This window comes from Trichocoleus sp. FACHB-262 (assembly GCF_014696035.1).
Taxonomy (GTDB): domain Bacteria; phylum Cyanobacteriota; class Cyanobacteriia; order FACHB-46; family FACHB-46; genus Trichocoleus.
The window spans coordinates 137,104-153,322 of sequence record NZ_JACJPK010000102.1 but is presented as its reverse complement, the minus strand read 5'-3'; the positions used below and the strand labels follow the sequence as shown (position 1 = coordinate 153,322).

The 16,219-nt window shown below is 50.2% G+C and carries 17 protein-coding genes; 8 read left to right on the top strand and 9 right to left on the bottom strand.

Features of this window, described 5'->3' with window-relative positions; all coding sequences use genetic code 11:
• Nucleotides 1–6 precede the first annotated feature (6 nt).
• A complete protein-coding gene (locus tag H6F68_RS25100; protein ID WP_206755559.1) occupies nucleotides 7–2,049 on the bottom strand; it encodes a DUF3352 domain-containing protein in 2,043 nt (680 codons plus the stop codon).
• A 163-nt stretch (nucleotides 2,050–2,212) separates the two neighbouring features.
• Between H6F68_RS25100 and H6F68_RS25095 the strand changes: the two genes are divergently transcribed.
• Nucleotides 2,213–2,494, top strand: a complete 282-nt coding sequence (locus H6F68_RS25095) for a hypothetical protein (RefSeq protein WP_190433622.1) — start codon at nucleotides 2,213–2,215, stop codon at nucleotides 2,492–2,494.
• Nucleotides 2,495–2,503: 9 nt separating this feature from the next.
• Here H6F68_RS25095 and H6F68_RS25090 read toward each other — a convergent pair whose 3' ends face one another.
• Nucleotides 2,504–3,286 carry an RNA polymerase sigma factor SigF gene (locus H6F68_RS25090; protein ID WP_190563260.1) on the bottom strand — a complete coding sequence of 261 codons (783 nt, stop codon included), beginning with the start codon at nucleotides 3,284–3,286 and terminating at the stop codon, nucleotides 2,504–2,506.
• Between the two features lie 289 nt (nucleotides 3,287–3,575).
• Between H6F68_RS25090 and H6F68_RS25085 the strand changes: the two genes are divergently transcribed.
• Nucleotides 3,576–4,304, top strand: coding sequence for a Bax inhibitor-1 family protein (locus tag H6F68_RS25085; RefSeq protein ID WP_190554973.1), 729 nt, complete (start codon nucleotides 3,576–3,578; stop codon nucleotides 4,302–4,304).
• 207 nt (nucleotides 4,305–4,511) lie between these two features.
• A protein-coding gene (gene prfB, locus H6F68_RS25080) for a peptide chain release factor 2 (RefSeq protein WP_190563258.1) occupies nucleotides 4,512–5,634 on the top strand; the annotation gives its coding sequence in 2 pieces (ribosomal slippage) (nucleotides 4,512–4,583 and nucleotides 4,585–5,634; 1,122 coding nt in all).
• 113 nt (nucleotides 5,635–5,747) lie between these two features.
• On the opposite strand, the gene H6F68_RS25075 is transcribed toward prfB, so the two are convergent.
• The 3 genes from H6F68_RS25075 to H6F68_RS25065 all read right to left on the bottom strand — a co-directional run bounded on the left by H6F68_RS25075 (nucleotide 5,748) and on the right by H6F68_RS25065 (nucleotide 9,214).
• Nucleotides 5,748–7,088 carry a TldD/PmbA family protein gene (locus H6F68_RS25075; protein WP_190563256.1) on the bottom strand — a complete coding sequence of 447 codons (1,341 nt, stop codon included), beginning with the start codon at nucleotides 7,086–7,088 and terminating at the stop codon, nucleotides 5,748–5,750.
• A gap of 148 nt (nucleotides 7,089–7,236) precedes the next feature.
• Nucleotides 7,237–8,721, bottom strand: a complete 1,485-nt coding sequence (locus H6F68_RS25070; RefSeq protein ID WP_199300323.1) for a TldD/PmbA family protein — start codon at nucleotides 8,719–8,721, stop codon at nucleotides 7,237–7,239.
• An 85-nt stretch (nucleotides 8,722–8,806) separates the two neighbouring features.
• Nucleotides 8,807–9,214 carry a phosphomannose isomerase type II C-terminal cupin domain gene (locus tag H6F68_RS25065; protein ID WP_190433610.1) on the bottom strand — a complete coding sequence of 136 codons (408 nt, stop codon included), beginning with the start codon at nucleotides 9,212–9,214 and terminating at the stop codon, nucleotides 8,807–8,809.
• A 434-nt stretch (nucleotides 9,215–9,648) separates the two neighbouring features.
• Here H6F68_RS25065 and H6F68_RS25060 point away from each other — a divergent pair, with 434 nt between their 5' ends.
• The gene (locus H6F68_RS25060; protein ID WP_190563251.1) at nucleotides 9,649–10,077 is read left to right on the top strand and encodes a hypothetical protein; all 429 of its coding nucleotides are present in this window, start codon (nucleotides 9,649–9,651) and stop codon (nucleotides 10,075–10,077) included.
• A gap of 93 nt (nucleotides 10,078–10,170) precedes the next feature.
• Here the strand turns inward: H6F68_RS25060 and H6F68_RS25055 are convergent, their stop codons facing one another.
• Complete coding sequence (locus H6F68_RS25055; RefSeq protein WP_190563249.1) at nucleotides 10,171–11,295, bottom strand: site-2 protease family protein; 1,125 nt, start codon at nucleotides 11,293–11,295, stop codon at nucleotides 10,171–10,173.
• Nucleotides 11,296–11,509: 214 nt separating this feature from the next.
• Between H6F68_RS25055 and H6F68_RS25050 the strand changes: the two genes are divergently transcribed.
• Complete coding sequence (locus H6F68_RS25050) at nucleotides 11,510–12,337, top strand: metal-dependent hydrolase (RefSeq protein WP_190563247.1); 828 nt, start codon at nucleotides 11,510–11,512, stop codon at nucleotides 12,335–12,337.
• Here the strand turns inward: H6F68_RS25050 and H6F68_RS25045 are convergent.
• Nucleotides 12,310–12,582 carry a SemiSWEET transporter gene (locus H6F68_RS25045; protein WP_190563245.1) on the bottom strand — a complete coding sequence of 91 codons (273 nt, stop codon included), beginning with the start codon at nucleotides 12,580–12,582 and terminating at the stop codon, nucleotides 12,310–12,312. The genes H6F68_RS25050 and H6F68_RS25045 overlap by 28 nt on opposite strands.
• 247 nt (nucleotides 12,583–12,829) lie before the next feature.
• On the opposite strand from H6F68_RS25045, the gene H6F68_RS25040 reads away from it, so the two are divergent.
• The gene (locus tag H6F68_RS25040; protein ID WP_190563243.1) at nucleotides 12,830–13,225 is read left to right on the top strand and encodes a nuclear transport factor 2 family protein; all 396 of its coding nucleotides are present in this window, start codon (nucleotides 12,830–12,832) and stop codon (nucleotides 13,223–13,225) included.
• 7 nt (nucleotides 13,226–13,232) lie between these two features.
• On the opposite strand, the gene H6F68_RS25035 is transcribed toward H6F68_RS25040, so the two are convergent.
• Nucleotides 13,233–13,862: a MarC family protein gene (locus tag H6F68_RS25035; RefSeq protein ID WP_199300321.1), complete on the bottom strand. Its 630-nt coding sequence runs from the start codon at nucleotides 13,860–13,862 to the stop codon at nucleotides 13,233–13,235.
• A 143-nt stretch (nucleotides 13,863–14,005) separates the two neighbouring features.
• Between H6F68_RS25035 and H6F68_RS25030 the strand changes: the two genes are divergently transcribed.
• Nucleotides 14,006–15,184 carry an IscS subfamily cysteine desulfurase gene (locus H6F68_RS25030; RefSeq protein ID WP_190563241.1) on the top strand — a complete coding sequence of 393 codons (1,179 nt, stop codon included), beginning with the start codon at nucleotides 14,006–14,008 and terminating at the stop codon, nucleotides 15,182–15,184.
• A gap of 16 nt (nucleotides 15,185–15,200) precedes the next feature.
• Here the strand turns inward: H6F68_RS25030 and rnc are convergent, their stop codons facing one another.
• Nucleotides 15,201–15,872, bottom strand: a complete 672-nt coding sequence (gene rnc / locus H6F68_RS25025; protein WP_190563239.1) for a ribonuclease III — start codon at nucleotides 15,870–15,872, stop codon at nucleotides 15,201–15,203.
• Between the two features lie 127 nt (nucleotides 15,873–15,999).
• Between rnc and H6F68_RS25020 the strand changes: the two genes are divergently transcribed.
• Nucleotides 16,000–16,203 carry a hypothetical protein gene (locus tag H6F68_RS25020; protein WP_190563237.1) on the top strand — a complete coding sequence of 68 codons (204 nt, stop codon included), beginning with the start codon at nucleotides 16,000–16,002 and terminating at the stop codon, nucleotides 16,201–16,203.
• Nucleotides 16,204–16,219 lie beyond the last annotated feature (16 nt).

Here is a 16,219-nt window from a genome sequence, read left to right as displayed (position 1 = left end):
GCGCTGCTATGGCTTTCTGGTTGGTGCCAGAACGAGTAGACTATCAAACTGTTGCTTTTCTGGTGTAGCAGAATTAGAAGCACTAATGCTATAAACTGTGCCGAGCCAGCGCTTGACTTCTCTCGTCTCTGGGGCGTTGCTATAAGGCTGAAATAGGCCGTAGATAAACGATAGGGAAGCTCCCATGTTCGTATAAAAATAACCTTGGTTGGGACGTGAAAAAGAGTCAGTAGCGGTTTTGAAGGTGCGATTTTGGTTAAGTGGTAGGTACGGTTTAGGGTTGAGCGCCTTCATGGGACCGAGCCCAGTTGTGATCACTAACGTATCTTGATCCACCCAACTATGGGCGAAGAAACTTTGGCGATCGCCTGCTTCTGCAAATTCCCAACTGGTGACGGGTTGGCCTTGAATGCTCCGGGTGGCAATGTTCAAAGCGCCACCGGATTGCGATTTAATGAACTGGTCAAACTTTGTCAGGGCAGCTTCAGCGGCAGGGCGATCGCTGGTTTGCATCACCAAACCCAAGCCCAAGTCCAAGTTGGGATAGAGGCGGCTGAAGGGGCCTTGATTGTCGGGAAACAAAAACGCTGCATATTCCCCATCCATCCAAGGCAGCCAATCGCGCTCCAAATCTAAACCACTGAGGGTCCGAATCCCATCCCGAACGACCTGTAAAGCTGGTTGTAGGGTTGGTTCCGCTTGAGTAATATCTACGAAGGATTGCCATTGCTGCTTAAGATTCCGGCTGGTGCTGGCAAGATAAGTGGCTCCTGGCATCCGCGTTAGAATCTGCTCGGCATTAGGAGTTAAAACATCAGCTTTGGTGGGTTGTGGCGTTTTGTAATAAGTACTAATTTGGGTGTGAATGCCTTCTGGCTGCAACCATACATAGCCATCAACGGTGCTGTAATCTTGGGCTAAGCGTTCCAGACCAACCGTCAGGCTTTCCATTGGCACTGGACTGGGTGGCTGAGAAGCTGCTTTTAATTTACGGGGCAGAGAAGTTTGCGGCTGGGGAGAAGTAGGTTCTTCAGGGGGAGGCGTTGTGGGAATCGGAAATTGGGGTTGAGGGAAGCGAGCAATCTCGGCGATGTTGCCGTAAGCTACCAGCAGCGATCGCTGAAACTGGGGATGCTGCATTGTGCGCTGAAACTGCGGATTCGCTGCTAGCGCTGGGCTCTTACTGCGGCGGGCATCAATTAATTGTTCGATGGGGCCTGGAGTAGTAGCTGTCACCAAGTAACCAGGCAAGACAGCGATCGCTAAACCTGCCTGAGGACTAGGAATGGAGGGAATCGAGAGTCCCCCTCCGGGAATGGGAGGTAAAGGTAAAGTAGGCGTAGAACCGACAGCTTTGAGTTTGGAAAATGCCTGTGGCTTGCCTATCGAAGTCTGAGTCGTTGGTTCAGTCGGCTGAATTTCTTCTTCAGAGGGTGCTTGAGGTGTGGTTTCAGGCCCTAATTCAGTTTCTGGAGCTGACTCGCAGCCTGGCTGGTTTGGTGAGGCACTGTCGCACTGCGCTGGCTTTTCCGCAGGCCACTCCCAAACGGTAACTCCTTTATATTGACGCTCGATCGGAGGTTGGCTTCGGGATGCCTTGAGCTTTGTCAAAAAAGCATTCAAAAGCTGAGTGTCTTTAACTGGGGCTAACAAAAGCGCATGGTTTGCGTTAAGAAGTTCCGAGCTATTTTCTAAGCGGTCGTCGGAGTTCTTTTCTGAACCCGTAAAGGGCATGAGAGCGATCGCAACTCGCTCACCTAGCCAAGGCTTTACATCCGTGGTTAAGTCTAGACCTAGAAAAAGAGCGGGCAGTCCGGCTAGAAAAGGTCCAGCTTGGGAAAACAACTGAAACTGTGTCAGTGTGGTCCAAGCCTCAGTATTGGTGTTGACAAATACTACGCCCGCAACATTAGCAGGCAACGTAGTAGTGAGTGAGGAAGATTTAGCAACGTTAGATGGAGAACTGGGTTGCGCGATTACATAACTTGGACTCGTTGCTAGAAGTGCAAGAAGTGGTAATGCGAAACGATGTAGCAAAGTTCTCTCCACCTTTTTTGTTCACAGACTAGCCTATTCCTGTAGGTTTAGCAATCTAGGTTCAACTCCAGGTTTGACTGGTTCTTCTGGCAGTTCAGGTGGGAATAATGACACCATCAGCCAAAATTGACGGCTGAACACCTGGTACTGAATAACGAGATTGCTGGAGACGATTATGATGTTGAAGAGCGAGCCGAACCGGATGCCTTATCATGGCTGGCTCCTTGAGGTCATCCCTTATGGTGATTCCTTCAGGTTCGATGCCCATCACCCCAGTGTACCGGGTGGCATGAATGAAGGAGAGACCTATAACAGCTTTGCGGCTGCCTTGGTAGCAGGACGTCATTTTATTGACCGCGAAGTCGCAATTCAAGCTTTATTAGATGTGCTAGGCACCCTACTAGAAGACGAGAAAATTAGCTGCGATGAATATTGGAGCTTGACCTGCTTTTACTAAGTCCTGAAGTTAAGGATCGCTTTGTAATTCTTGAGGCTGGAGATAGGCCACCATCTGCTGGATGCCTCTCTGGATGCGTCGAGTCACTGTCATCGGGCTGACTTCAATCCGCTCTGCAACTTCTTTACGGGATAAGTCGCTGAAGTAAACAAGCTCGATCGCGGCTCTTGTTTTGTCTTCTAACTGGCTCAGCGCTCTCTGCAACTGCTGACGGTCTTCTTCAAGTAACTGCAAGGTTTGGTAGTGGGCATCGGGGAGCATGTCGCCCAAGGTTACGGTTGAGTCTACTTGCTGGGAAACCGTGGCATCCAAGCTCAACAAGGAGCGATTCTTGCCTGCGAGTTTGATTTCTCTCCACTCGTTGACTGAGACACCCAACTCAATGGCGACTTCTGCATCCTGGGGCTGTCTTCCCAAGTCTTTCATCAATGCTTCGCGCACCTTCTGGCCTTCCTTCTGCAAGTCTTGCCAGCGACGGGGAATCTTCACCGTGTTGCCGCGATCGCGGAGGAAGTGGAGCATTTCACCGCGAATGTAAGGAACGGCAAAGGAGCTGAAGGCACAACCTTGGGAGGGGTTGAAGCGCTCGATGGCGCGGATGAGACCGAGGTGGCCGATTTGCTCCAGGTCTTCGTAGGGTTCTGCACACTGATGGCTGACTTGGTGAGCAATCTTCCGCACGAGTCCAGCGTTAAGGCGGACGAGTTGGTTGCGACGCGAGACGGAGGGGTTCTGGTGGTAAGCAACCAGGAGTTCCATGACTTGAGAGCGGGGAGAAGATTGAGTAGTCATCACACAGAGCCTTGCATCAGAGTTGAACTCATTCTCCCTACAGCAGCCTAGTCGAACTATCGTTGTTTCACGGTACTCCTTTGGGGTGCTCCGGAGGGTGTCGGCGGAAATACGTAAGTGTCACCCCGCAAATTTGAGGGTGTTCCTTTCCCAGTCTGTGGTACGGTTGCTTCTAATTTCCTTCAAAGAAAATTTTTAACTTTGAAAGCTGAGGAACTGCGGGAAAGCAAGATCTACGTCACAATGGGCGTAGTTGGGCTCTATTGTTGGTGGATAACAAGGAAGTCTTATGAGCAATACCAGTAACTTCCGCAATGCCATTCGTGAGGCCAAGACGCAAGCGTTAATTGGTCCCAATGTCATTGCTAATGCTCTGCCTTACCTAGGGGCAGGGTTGCTCTTAACAGCGCTAGGTACTTATGGGGGCTTACAGGTCTTCAGTGCCAATCCAGGTCTCTTCTTCCCGACCTTTTGGGGCGCTCTGATCTTGGAGCTGATTCTATTTTTCGTTGCGAGTGGAGTTGCAGAGAGGGGGCAGAATGGTGTTGCCTTGCCACTACTAGCAACCTACAGCTTGTTGTCAGGTTATACCTTGACTGGGTTGGTAGCGGTAGCCTTAGGGACACCCGGTGTTGGTTTGCCAGGCATGGGCTTTGCGGCACTAGGCTGTGGGGTTACCTTCATCGCGGCTCGGCAAATTGGCTCCAACTTGTCCGAGCAGGATGGCATGGCCTTAGCTCAAACTGTCCGTCTTGGCGTTATCGCTTTGCTGGTAGTTTTAGTGGGGCAGCTACTTTGTAGCTTCTTCGGTATCTATACGCCGACTTGGCTCGAAATCGCTATTTCTGGCCTTGGCGTGTTGCTGTTCGCTGGGGTGGCGGTTGTAGACTTCTATGTTCTACCCCGCACCTACCGGGATGATCAGTATTTGCCCGCAGCTTTGTCGATGTATCTGACCTACATCAACTTGTTTGTTTTCATTCTAAGATTGCTAATTGCGATCAACAGCCGGGATTAAAACTGCGGTGCTTCTGAGAGCATTGGCAAAATTAATTGTCTAAATTATGCAGAGCTGTGGTCTTTCGGGCCGCAGCTTTTTTTTGAGCATCATAGGGATTAGGGCATAGTGGAGTGGAATCAGAGCTAAACGATGAATGCGATCGCTGACTCTCGCTAAGATGAACTATGCAACCTTTTGTGGCTTAGGAGCTAACAGTTACTGTCTATGGATGCACTAGAGATTAAACGCGAAGTTGAAACGTTGTCTGAGCGCCTGGGTAAAACCCAGGACTATCTTTGACGTTCCAGCCTTAAATGCCAAAATTCAAGATTTAGAACAAATTGCGGCCCAATCAGACTTTTGGGATGACCAAACTCAGGCGCAAAAAACCTTGCAAGAGTTAAATGACCTCAAATCTCATTTAGATCAGCTAGGACAGTGGAAAGCTAGCTTAGAAGATACGAGGGCCATCTTGGAGTTGCTGGAGTTAGAAGCAGATGAAGCATTACTGCAAGAGGCCCAGAATAATGTTTCCCAACTGAGCCGCGAACTCGATCAGTGGGAGCTGCAACAGTTGCTCTCTGGCCCCTACGACTCCAAGGGGGCAGTCTTGACAATCAATGCGGGGGCTGGAGGTACGGATGCTCAAGACTGGGCTGAAATGCTTTTAAGGATGTATACCCGTTGGGGCGAAGACCACGGCTATAAAGTCCATCTGGCAGAAATCTCGGAAGGGGATGAAGCGGGGATTAAGTCAGTCACGCTAGAAGTGGATGGCAAATACGCCTACGGCTACCTCAAAGTCGAGAAGGGGACCCATCGCCTCGTTCGTATTTCTCCCTTTAATGCTAATGACAAGCGGCAAACTAGTTTTGCTGGTGTAGAAGTGATGCCGATGATTGACAACTCTGTAAACCTAGAGATTCCAGAGAAAGACCTGGAAATTACGACCTCGCGTGCGGGGGGTAAGGGAGGGCAAAACGTCAACAAAGTAGAAACAGCGGTTCGGATTACCCACATTCCTACAGGCATTGCAGTGCGCTGTACGCAGGAGCGATCGCAGCTCCAGAACAAAGAAAAAGCCTTGGTAATCTTGAAGGCGAAATTGCTGATTATTGCTCAAGAGCAACGAGCTAAAGAGATTGCTGACATTCGCGGAGATATGGTGGAAGCTGCTTGGGGTAACCAAATTCGTAACTATGTCTTCCATCCCTACCAATTGGTGAAGGATCTGCGAACTGGGGTGGAGACTACGGCGATCGCAGATGTGATGAATGGCGAGCTAGATTTCTTCATCCAAGCTTGTCTACGCCAAGACAATCAACTTGTTGAGACCCAGTCCGCTTAGAGTTCCATGCCCTGAGACAGGGAGTTGGCTGTTTGTCAGGGCGAAGCATTCGTAAACAGGCTCATCAGCTAACCTGTGTTTTTATACGAGCGCTCCGCCCTCAAGTGTTGTAGCTATTCGCCCGTAATCGCGAGACCATCGACCCAAATCCGAGGACAGACCCCACCGGGAGTCACTTCGGATTCTGGCTCCACATAAGCGATCGCCTTGAGCAGTTCCAAGAAATCTCCAGCTACGGTGGCCGATTCCACACTGACGCGATCGCCTTTGTTCACAACCCAGCCATCAAACGGTAGCGAGAACGAGCCTTGCAATGCTTGCACCCCTGCATGAAGGGCTTGCAAATCATCAATCAAAACCACATTTTCAGCGGTATCGAGACTATAAGTTGTGTCTACTGCCTGACCTGGAGCAACATGGTAGTAGTGCGGCCCCACAGTGATTTTTGCGCCCATATTGGCATTGCCTGTTGGCTGAGCATTCATTCGCTTGGCAGTTCCAGCGCTGTGCAGGAAACCACTCAAAACACCTTCGGTAATTAGAGAGACTTTTCGAGTTGGGGTGCCTTCGCCATCAAACATCTCCGCGCCAATGTTGCCGGGATGATGTGGGTCATCACAGACCGATAGTAAGGGTGAAGCAATTTGGGTGCCCAGAGATTCGGGAGTAGAAAGACTTTGTTTGTCGAGGATACTTTGGGCGTTGTACAGGTTGGAGAACGCTCCCAACAAGCTCAAAAACGCTTCTGGAGAGAACGCTACCAAGTATTTACCCGACTGAATTTTGTTGTAGTTCAAGTGGCTGATGGTTTTCTCCGCCGCTTCCTGCACACAAGCTGATACGTCTAGCTCTGGGAAACCATGACCCACCCTAAACGCCCCGGCACTACGTGGCTTTCTGCCTTCCTCTTCGGTTTTGCTGTAAAGATACACCGAAGCGTAAGAGCCACCTTCGTAGCGCTGTGCTCCCTCACTATTGAGGTAGAAGCGATCGAAATCTCGCTGGGCCATACCATTGTAGGGAACCCCAGCGATCGCCGGATGTGCCTCTAGCAATTCTTTTTCAGCTTTTGCCAAAGTCTCAATTAGCCTTGAAACGGGAGCTTGAGGAGTCTTCTCGTGAGAGGTTTCGGGAATCGGAGCAGTGGCTTCGGGGCTAAAGTCGGGTACATGCTCTTTAGCGCCAAAGAAACTAGCCTCGTAAGCGGTTTTCAACGCCAACTCTACCCCTGCTGGATCAACATCCGTGGTAGAGGTAATCCCCACTCGGTGTTCTTCATTCCACACCCGCACCGTGACGCTGGAACGATTCGACGCCTTAACCTGCTTCGGTTCTCCCTGGTCTACCTGGGCACTGGTTTCATCCACTGAGGAGCCGTAAATATCAAATTTTTGGATGCCAAGTTTTGTGGCGCTTTCTTTGGCGTAAGTCGCTAGTTCTTGAATATTCGGCATATTGCAGTCTTACTGGCTAATGATGTCTTTGCAAAAATCTTAATTAAGTCCTAGCCAACCTCTCCCCAAACCCCTCGCCTCGCAGGAGAGGGGCTTTGAATCTGGCTCCTCCCTAGTAGGGAAGGGGCTGGGGGTTAGGTTAGATCTCTTAACGGCCACCCACCGTAATCGAATCTACCTTGATGTGGGGTTGGCCAACGGTGACGTAGATGCTGCCACTGACCGAACCGCAGAAGCCTGCTGCCAAGCCTAAATCTTGAGAGCACATGGAGATCTTGTTCATGATTTCCTTGGCTTCCCCGATTAAGGTTGCGCCTTTCAGGGGCTTGGTGACTTTACCGTTTTCGATCAGGTAGGCTTCATCCACTGCAAAGTTAAATTGTCCGGTGGGGCCGACACTGCCGCCGCCCATCTTCTTGCAGTAGATGCCTTTGTCGATCGAGGCGAACAAATCTTCAACGGAGTGTTCACCAGGAGCAATGTATGTGTTCCGCATCCGGGATGCCGCCGCGTGAGTATAGCTTTGGCGACGACCGCTTCCGGTGCGAGGATGTCCGGTGCGAATCGAACCTGTGCGATCGCTCAAGAAGTTCTTCAGGATGCCATTTTCAATCAACAGCGTCCGTTGAGCGGGCATCCCTTCGTCGTCCATGTCGATGGTGCCGAACTCATCGGTAGACAAACCTTCATCCCAAGCAGTTAGGCTTTCATGGGCAATCTTTTCGCCTTTTTTGTCGATAAAAGGCGTAGTTTTGCGCTCAATTTGAGTGGTTTCGAGCAAGTGGCCGCAAGCTTCGTGGAAGATCACCCCACCGAACTTGTTTGCCATGATGATTGGGTAGGTGCCCGATTCCACATAGTCGGCGTAGAGCATCTTACCTGCGGATTCCGCCACATCTGCTGCGGTGGCAGAGTAGTCCCAACCCCTTAGGAAGTCAGGGTTGCTGGTGTCTCCCACGCGCTGACTAATGGAGGAACGATTGGCACCGTCCGCACAGAGCAAGCTGTAACCAACGGATTGGGTCAGGCGGATGTCTCGCGCGAAAGTGCCGTCACTGGCTGCAACTAACACTTCTTGCCAATCCCGGAAGTAAGCGGCCCGTCGAGACTGGACGTGAGTAGCTTTGGTTTGCAGTTGAGCATTGGCAGCTAAGAGAATGTCGCCCATCTCCCTCATGGAGCTACAACCACCGAGCCAAGCTTCTTTGCCTTTCTTGGTGGCGTAGTCGCGCAGCAGTTCCAGGTTAATTTCGGGGACAAAAGCACTGGGGGCAGGCAGGTGTAAACCGAGGATCGACAAGCCTTTTTCCAGAGCCGCTTTCAGTCCAGCAAAAGTGAGATCGTTGGTGCTGACGTAACAGTCGGCTTTGCCACGAAACACACGCACGCCTGCCCCTGTGGATAAGCGCGGTGCAATGCTGCTGATGCCGTCATCTTCTGCTAGACAGCTGATGTAGTTGGTGCGCTCCAAGAAAAATTCGATAAAGTCAGCGCCCGCTGCTCGTCCTAAACCTAACAGTGTGGAGAGGGGGGCTTGCCAGGTTTCGTCAAAGCGATCGCGGGTGGAGTTGTATTGAAGGGTGGGTAATTCTTTAGAGAGCAACAAAGTCTTTGGAGGCATCGATAACGTCATCTGCGGGCGTCCTTACAGAAAGTTGACTGACAAGCCTATTGGTTTCAGTCTAACAAATCGCTAGAAGCCTGATGCCTGCTACCGTTTATCCTTCTTCGGCATCCCCAAAGCGGATAATGTCGTCTTCTCCAAGATATTCGCCGTTTTGCACTTCAATCATCACCAGCGGAATCACGCCTGGATTCTCAACTCGGTGTGGCATGCACATCGGCACATAAGTGGATTGCTTTTCAATCAGAATTTTTTCTTGGCCGTCACAGATTACCTTGGCCGTCCCAGAAACCACGATCCAGTGCTCGCTGCGGTGGTAGTGCATTTGGGTGCTGATGTGGTGCCCTGGCTGTAGCTCAATCCGATTGATGCGGTAGCACTTGCCTTCTTCTAAGGCGGTCACTGTACCCCAATTCCGCATGCGGGTGGTGGCAGTATTGGCCAACTGGTTTGCCAACAGGGGTGTGGTGGGAGTTTGCTCGTTATTTTGGTTACTGCTCATCGGCGGCTCTCCCTCTCTTTGTGGCTGGATCTTTGTGACTGGCTCAGATGGACGACGCTGGAATTATTCAAAATTTACCTCAGACCCGCTCAGGTTCCAATCATCTCGTGACTGAATTAACGCCTAATTTGCTTGGCGGGGTGAGGTCAGTCACATCTTTACCTAATCTTCATCACGTCTCCGGATGATTACGGTCACAGGTTTATAGGTGTGTCATCACCCGATCGAACGGAAAAATAGATCACAGTAGGAAAACAGTAATAACACTGAAACTAGCTGTGTTGATCCAGGAGTGTTCGCCAATCTGGTTAGGTTGGTGTCACGCCTGGTGCTGAACTTATCGCATTTGTTCTAGGTGGCAACCAGGGTCCAGCTACCACACTTAACCCTGGTTGTTCTCCCAAGTCCGTATTACTTAGGAGTTACTTTTTATCATGACAAATAAACAGCGGGAGTTTGCAAAGGCTCAGCCTTTTGTAACTCACCCTTCAGCCTTCTTAGGAACACCGCTGACCTACATCGTGTTGCCACTTTGCGGGGGTGTGGTGGGCGAAGCGATCGCCCCTAGCCATTCTTCTGAGTCATCAATCAGTGACAAACTTGAAGCTGAGGAACAACTCGTTCCTGCAACCGCTCCTACAGTTGCGAAGTTTTCTGGTGAGCCAACTCAAACTAGCGAACGAGCCATGACCAACCTCTGTAAAGTAGCGATCGCCCTCTTGATCTTTGGCAGCATTCTGGGTTGGCTCACGACAGTCCCTATGTGGCTACCGCAATTTTTTCCCAAACCCTACTCCGCAACATCCTGGTGTGTGCATTTTTACTCGAACTCACGACCATTAGCGCGCTTGAATATTAGTTGAACAAAAAGGTCAGTCAAAAAAATTCCCCAGGCCATTGGTGGCTCCAGGGAACGGGGTAGGAATTATGAAATCTAGGGGAGGAAAACTAACCAGTTAGGCAGGCGTAGCTTGGAGATTGCCTTGAAGTAGGCGCAGAATGGCCGTTTTTTCTAAAAGCCCGACCAAAATGCCATTAGTCCGAACTACAGGTAACGCTGTCAGTTGTTGTTGCTCTAGCAAATTCACTACATCGCTCAGCGGTTGGTCTGCCTGAATTGTGGTTTCTGGGTTAATGGGTTGCATCACATTCCAGACTTGAGTTGTAGCCCAACGCTCTACTGGTAACTGTTGCAGGTCAGCCAGCGCGATCGCTCCCATCAACTGTCCTGTAGTATCGGTGACTAAAAAGCGTTGCCAAGCCATGTGGTGGAATAAAGACCAGTCGGCAAATTCTCGTAGGGTCCAGTCAGCTTGTACGACTGGGCCATTGGGAGTCACCGCATCGGCTGCCGTAAATCCTGACAACTTGGATTGCACCGTGGCATATTGAGCTGTTCGCCCTGCATTCTGGAGCAAGAACCACCCAATCAGCAAGTTCCAGAAGTTAGCAGTGCTGCCAAAGACCAAGAGAGGAATTAAGCCAGAGGCGATCGCGGCCCAACCCAAAACTTGACCCGCTCGGCTGGCGAAAGCAACTCCCTTGTAAGGATTTCCGGTAAGCTTCCACACCAGCGCCTTGAGCACGTTCCCGCCATCGAGAGGCAAGCCTGGGATTAGGTTAAAGAGGGCTAATGCTAGGTTAATGGAGGCAACCAATCCTAAAATAGCTGCCAGTGGACCTGAAACAGGGCTAACTAGAGCGATCGCAGTTAGAAGTCCAGAAATTATGAGACTGACCCCAGGACCTGCAACAGCCACCCAAAAGGCTTCAGCCGGAGTCTCCGATTCTTTTTCTAATTGGGCGAGTCCGCCAAAGAGAAACAGCGTAATCGATTTCACGCCAATCCCTTGCCGCAATGCCACAAAGCTATGACCCAGTTCGTGAGCCAACACCGAGGCAAAGAGCAATAAAGCTGTGACTAAACCGAGTCCGAGGGGAAGCAAGCCACCCAAGCTAGGAAACTGAGCCGCCAGCCCACTGCCATAACTCCAAGTTACCAGTGCGAGCACTATGAACCAAGACGGATGAAGATAAAACGGAATACCAAACAGATTACCGACGCGCAGAGTGCCGTTCATACGGGGCACCTCTAAAAATTGTTTACTTTCACTGTAAACAAATGTAAACAATTCTCTCAGCTTTCACTAGGGCGGAAGCCGCACTTTAGCGTTCGGTTATAGGAACCTACATTCCTAGGGCTCTTCATCCCTAGGGATAGAGTTACTCCGCCGCGATCGCTCTTACAAGGTAATAGAAAAGATATCTCTCGAAGCAACTCGGTGCCCCGTACCCATGATGGCAATCTCCAAGATTCAGGTACGCCCGATTCACTTCCGTTTTCCCGATACCATTGAGCGTTATTGGCTCGGTGACAGTGCTTACAATACTCATCTGCTAAATAGCTTGACGTTGCTGCTCCCTAATATCGAGCGCTATATGAATCACATCATTAAGCAGCAATTGCCTCATATTACTGACCCCCAACTTCAGCAACAGGTGCGAGCGTTTGTTGCCCAAGAGTCCCAACATGCCAACCAGCACACCCATTTTTGGAAAAATCTCCAACAACAAGGGTATTGCTTTGAGGGATATGTCCGTTATGCCCAAGGGATTTGGCGACGGCTGATGCAACATGGGAGTTTGGCGTTAAATTTAGCGATCGTTGCTGGGTTAGAGCACCTGACCTCGCTGATGGCCGAGATTGCCTTGACCGAACGCTTCCTCGATCCAGCAGAACCCAATCTTAGAGCGTTGTTTGAATGGCACGCCGCTGAAGAAATAGAACACCAAGTAGTGGCCTTTGAGGTGTTGCAATCTGCAACTCGCAATTATGGAGTGCGCCTCTTGGGTTTAGTCATCTCAAATCTTTTAATGCTGGGTCTGATGAACTGGGGCATAATCCTGCTGTTGCAGCAAGACAAAAAATGGGGCGATCGCCAAGTTTGGCAAGACCTCATGCAATTTTGGTTCTTCAAAGAGAAGCTTTTGTTCAGGGCAATCATCAGCGGATTGCGCTATGCTCGGCCTTCTTTTCATCCCTCTCAAAAAGACAACCAAGTGTTAGCTGCGAGAGTGCTACATTCCCTCAATCCTCACCCCAGCTCCCCACTCCGCTTGTAGCGAATTTTGAGGCCCAAAATGATTGAGGAAAGAACTAGGGTCACAATATTGGCACAAATGACTGGAATATCGTGAACATAACTGCCGTAGACGAGCCACAGCACAATCCCGACGCAAAGCGTGATCAGCATGCTCCAAGAAAGGTCATCGGCTGATTTAGATTTCCAGGTTTTGATTAGTTGGGGCAAGTAGGCGATCGTGGTTAAACTGCCTGCAATTAGTCCTAGTGTGGTGGTAAATTCCATGCAACTCTACTCCAGCGAATTGAATTTCACGTCAACGGATTGAGCCGCGATCGCGCTCTAGCTTCTTGTTTGTAACTGGGAATCTTCAGAGATGCGATCGCAGGTTTACCCAGACTGATGGAATTATCTACTACCCTCTGCGTGGAATTTCGGATTTAGATTATTGAGATTTCGCTAGAAAGAGCAAAACTGCGGAAGGTAAGCAGTAACGTCATTAGTACTACTTTTGAGTCGCGAGTGAGCCAGGATGGATACAGCTCAGACTGACACCCTCAGAACTGCTCATCAAGCTTTTGAGCACTTTACCCACGGTTTAGCAACAGGAGAGTGGCAGGCCTTTTTGGACATGCTCACCAAAGATTTCAGCTTCTGGTTTCCGATCGGGCCGTATCACGGACTCAATACCGGAAAAGCTAGGACTGAGGCGTTCTTGCAGTATGTCTCTGATACGTTTGAGGATGGCCTGACTGTGACACTCGATCGCGTCATGAGCAATGACACCACCGTAGTTTTTGAGTTTCGGGATGAGGGTGTGATGCGAGGTCAACCTTACAAAAATCGGGTGGCGATCGCTTTTGATGTGCGCGGAGACAAAATTTGCGCTTACCGCGAGTACTTTGGCAGTGATGGCAAGTCTTATTGATTGCAGTTCACTTCAGAAATAACTCTCGAATTCCCGAACTGCTAATCTCAATCGCCAGTGCCGCTAGCAGAAACCCTAAAAGTTGCGTGATGATGATTGCACCTTCTGCCCCTAACCAATGGTCAATCCGAGAAGACTGCCGCACAATAAACCAGGTGACAAACATCGCACCAACAATGCCGAGCGCGACACTGAGATGACCGATCGCGGAGTCTGCGTCAGACATCAACAACATCACACTGGTTAAGGTACCTGGTCCTGCCAAGAGCGGAAATGCCAACGGGGTAATAGCTACGTCTCGACCTTGCTCCATAACTGGAGTCTCTGTGTGCCCTTCCAACATCTTTAAGGCGATCATCAGCAACAGTAAGCCACCAGCTATTTCCAAGGAACCCATGCTGATGTGCAAGTAATCCAAGACTGTTTGACCACCAAAGGCAAAGGCTAGAATTACCGAAGTGCCAACAAGACTAGCGCGATCGACTACGCTATTTTTCTGCTCTATTTCCATGCCCTTGGTCAAAACTAAGAAAATAGGGGCATTTCCCAAAGCATCAGCTAAGACGAAGACCGCCACAAAGGTTTTGACCAGAACTGGAACATCTATAAATGTTTTGGCTAAGCTAAGGAATTCCATACCAGGGAAGCAAATTTTCTCAACAGTAGCGCGATCGCCTGTGCCTTACATTCCCTCCTTGGCTGATTTGTGAATCGCACAACAAGTTGAAGTGTTGCTGTAACATTCAAACACCCAACGAATCCATTCGTTTCCCTCTTAAAATGCCCAGCGTTCATCGTCCGATTTATCTGGATTGCCACGCTACGACTCCGGTAGACCCCAGAGTGCTAGACGCGATGCTGCCTTACTTTACGGAGTATTTTGGTAATCCGGCGAGTGTGACTCATACCTACGGTTGGGAAGCCGAAGCCGCGATCGCCAAAGCGCGGGAGATTTTAGCATCTGCGATCAACTGCGGGCCAGAGGAAATCGTCTTTACCAGTGGGGCTACAGAAGCGAATAATTTGGCGATCAAAGGGGTGGCGGAAGCTTACATCAGCAAGGGACGGCACATCATTACCGTGAGTACCGAGCACAATGCGGTTCTCGATCCCTGTCGCTATCTGGAATCGTTAGGTTTTGAGGTCACTTATTTACCTGTGCAACCCAACGGCTTGATCGACCTCGCAGAGCTGGAGCGATCCTTTCGGTCAGACACCATTTTGGTTTCGGTGATGGCGGCAAACAATGAGATTGGGGTGTTGCAGCCACTGGCTGAGATTGGGGCGCTTTGTCGTCAGCATCAAGTTCTCTTCCACACCGATGCGGCTCAAGCGATCGCCAAGATTCCTCTAGATGTCGCGTCAATGCAGATTGATTTGATGTCGCTCACAGCTCATAAGGTTTATGGGCCAAAGGGGATTGGCGCGTTATATGTGCGGCGGCGCAATCCCAGAGTGCAGGTGGCACCTCAACTACATGGCGGTGGGCATGAGCGAGGCATGCGATCGGGCACGCTTTACACACCGCAGATCGTCGGGTTTGCGAAAGCGGTAGAGTTCGCACTGGCAGAACAAGAAGCAGAAACGCAACGCTTAACTCAACTGCGCGATCGCCTGTGGCAACAGCTCAGCACGGTCGGCAATATCTATCTCAACGGTCATCCCACTCAGCGTCTCCCGGGTAATCTCAATGTCAGTGTGGAAGGAGCAGATGGGCAGGCGTTGTTGTTGGGGTTACAGCCTGTAGTGGCGCTGTCTTCTGGTTCTGCTTGCACGTCTGCTGAAATCAAACCCTCTCATGTGTTGACTGCTTTAGGGCGATCGCCGGAATTGGCTTATGCTTCCATTCGGTTTGGCATTGGGCGGTTTAATACAGAAGCTGAGATTGACCAAGTGGCAGAAAAGGCGATCGCGACGATCCAATCTTTGCGGGGTACGACAGTTTCTAGCCAAGCTTAGCGAGCTGACCCCTGTTCTAGAGCAGTCCTAATGCTTCTAGGGCTTGTTTAGCTGCGCTCTTTTCCGCATCCTGCTTTCTGTGCCCCTTGCCTTCGCCGTACTTTTGGTCGGCTACGCGCACTTCAGCGGTAAATTCTCGCGCATGATCTGGGCCAGATTGAGCAATGATGGCGTACTTGGGGTTCTGACCTACTTCGGCTAAGGCCCAGGCTTGAAACCGACTCTTGAAGTTGATTTGCGCTGCGGTATCAACCAAAGTATCCGCGATCGCTTGAAACAGCGGTTCTACATAGTTGCGGACTATCTCAATATTGGAACCTGTATCTAGGAAATAAGCCCCAATCACTGCTTCAAAAGTGCTGCTGAGCAAGTTGGGATTTTCCCGCCCCCCGTTAATTTCTGCGCCTCGGCCCAAATGCATGAGGGAACCGAGGTTGAGGGCGATCGCAAATTTGGCGAGTTGTGGCTCATCGACTAAGGCAGAGCGTAGCGGCGTTAATTCTCCCTCTGGCTTCTGAGGATAGCGCTTGTAAAGAAATTCGCCGCTGAGAAAGTTTAATATGGCATCGCCTAGAAACTCCAAGCGTTCGTTATCTTCCCCAAACGCCGGATGTTCGTTGATGTAAGAACTATGGGTCAGCGCTCGTTGTAACAAAGCGTTGTTTCGGAAGATGGGCAGTTTTTGCATCTCTACTCTGGTATGGCTCAGGCTCACCCACCTAGGTAAGCCAACTGGAGGGAGCAAAGAGGTCAACAATTCAGGGAATATACAGATTAATAGAGCTTCTTCATGTTTTCCTTACAGAATCGTCCTCATGAATACTGACAATAGCAGTCTTGGTTCTGCCATTGGGCCAATCATCCAGCGCATTTTTACTTCTGGAAAAATTACCCAAGCGGATGAATGCGGATTTTTTATGGCGATCGCTTCAGACGCAGTGTTGAGTGCTGAGGAGTTGAATCAAATTCGGCGGATTTCTGACCACTTGGATATGGGACTCCTGAAAGTAGTGGATTGAGTTCCAACTGCTAGAG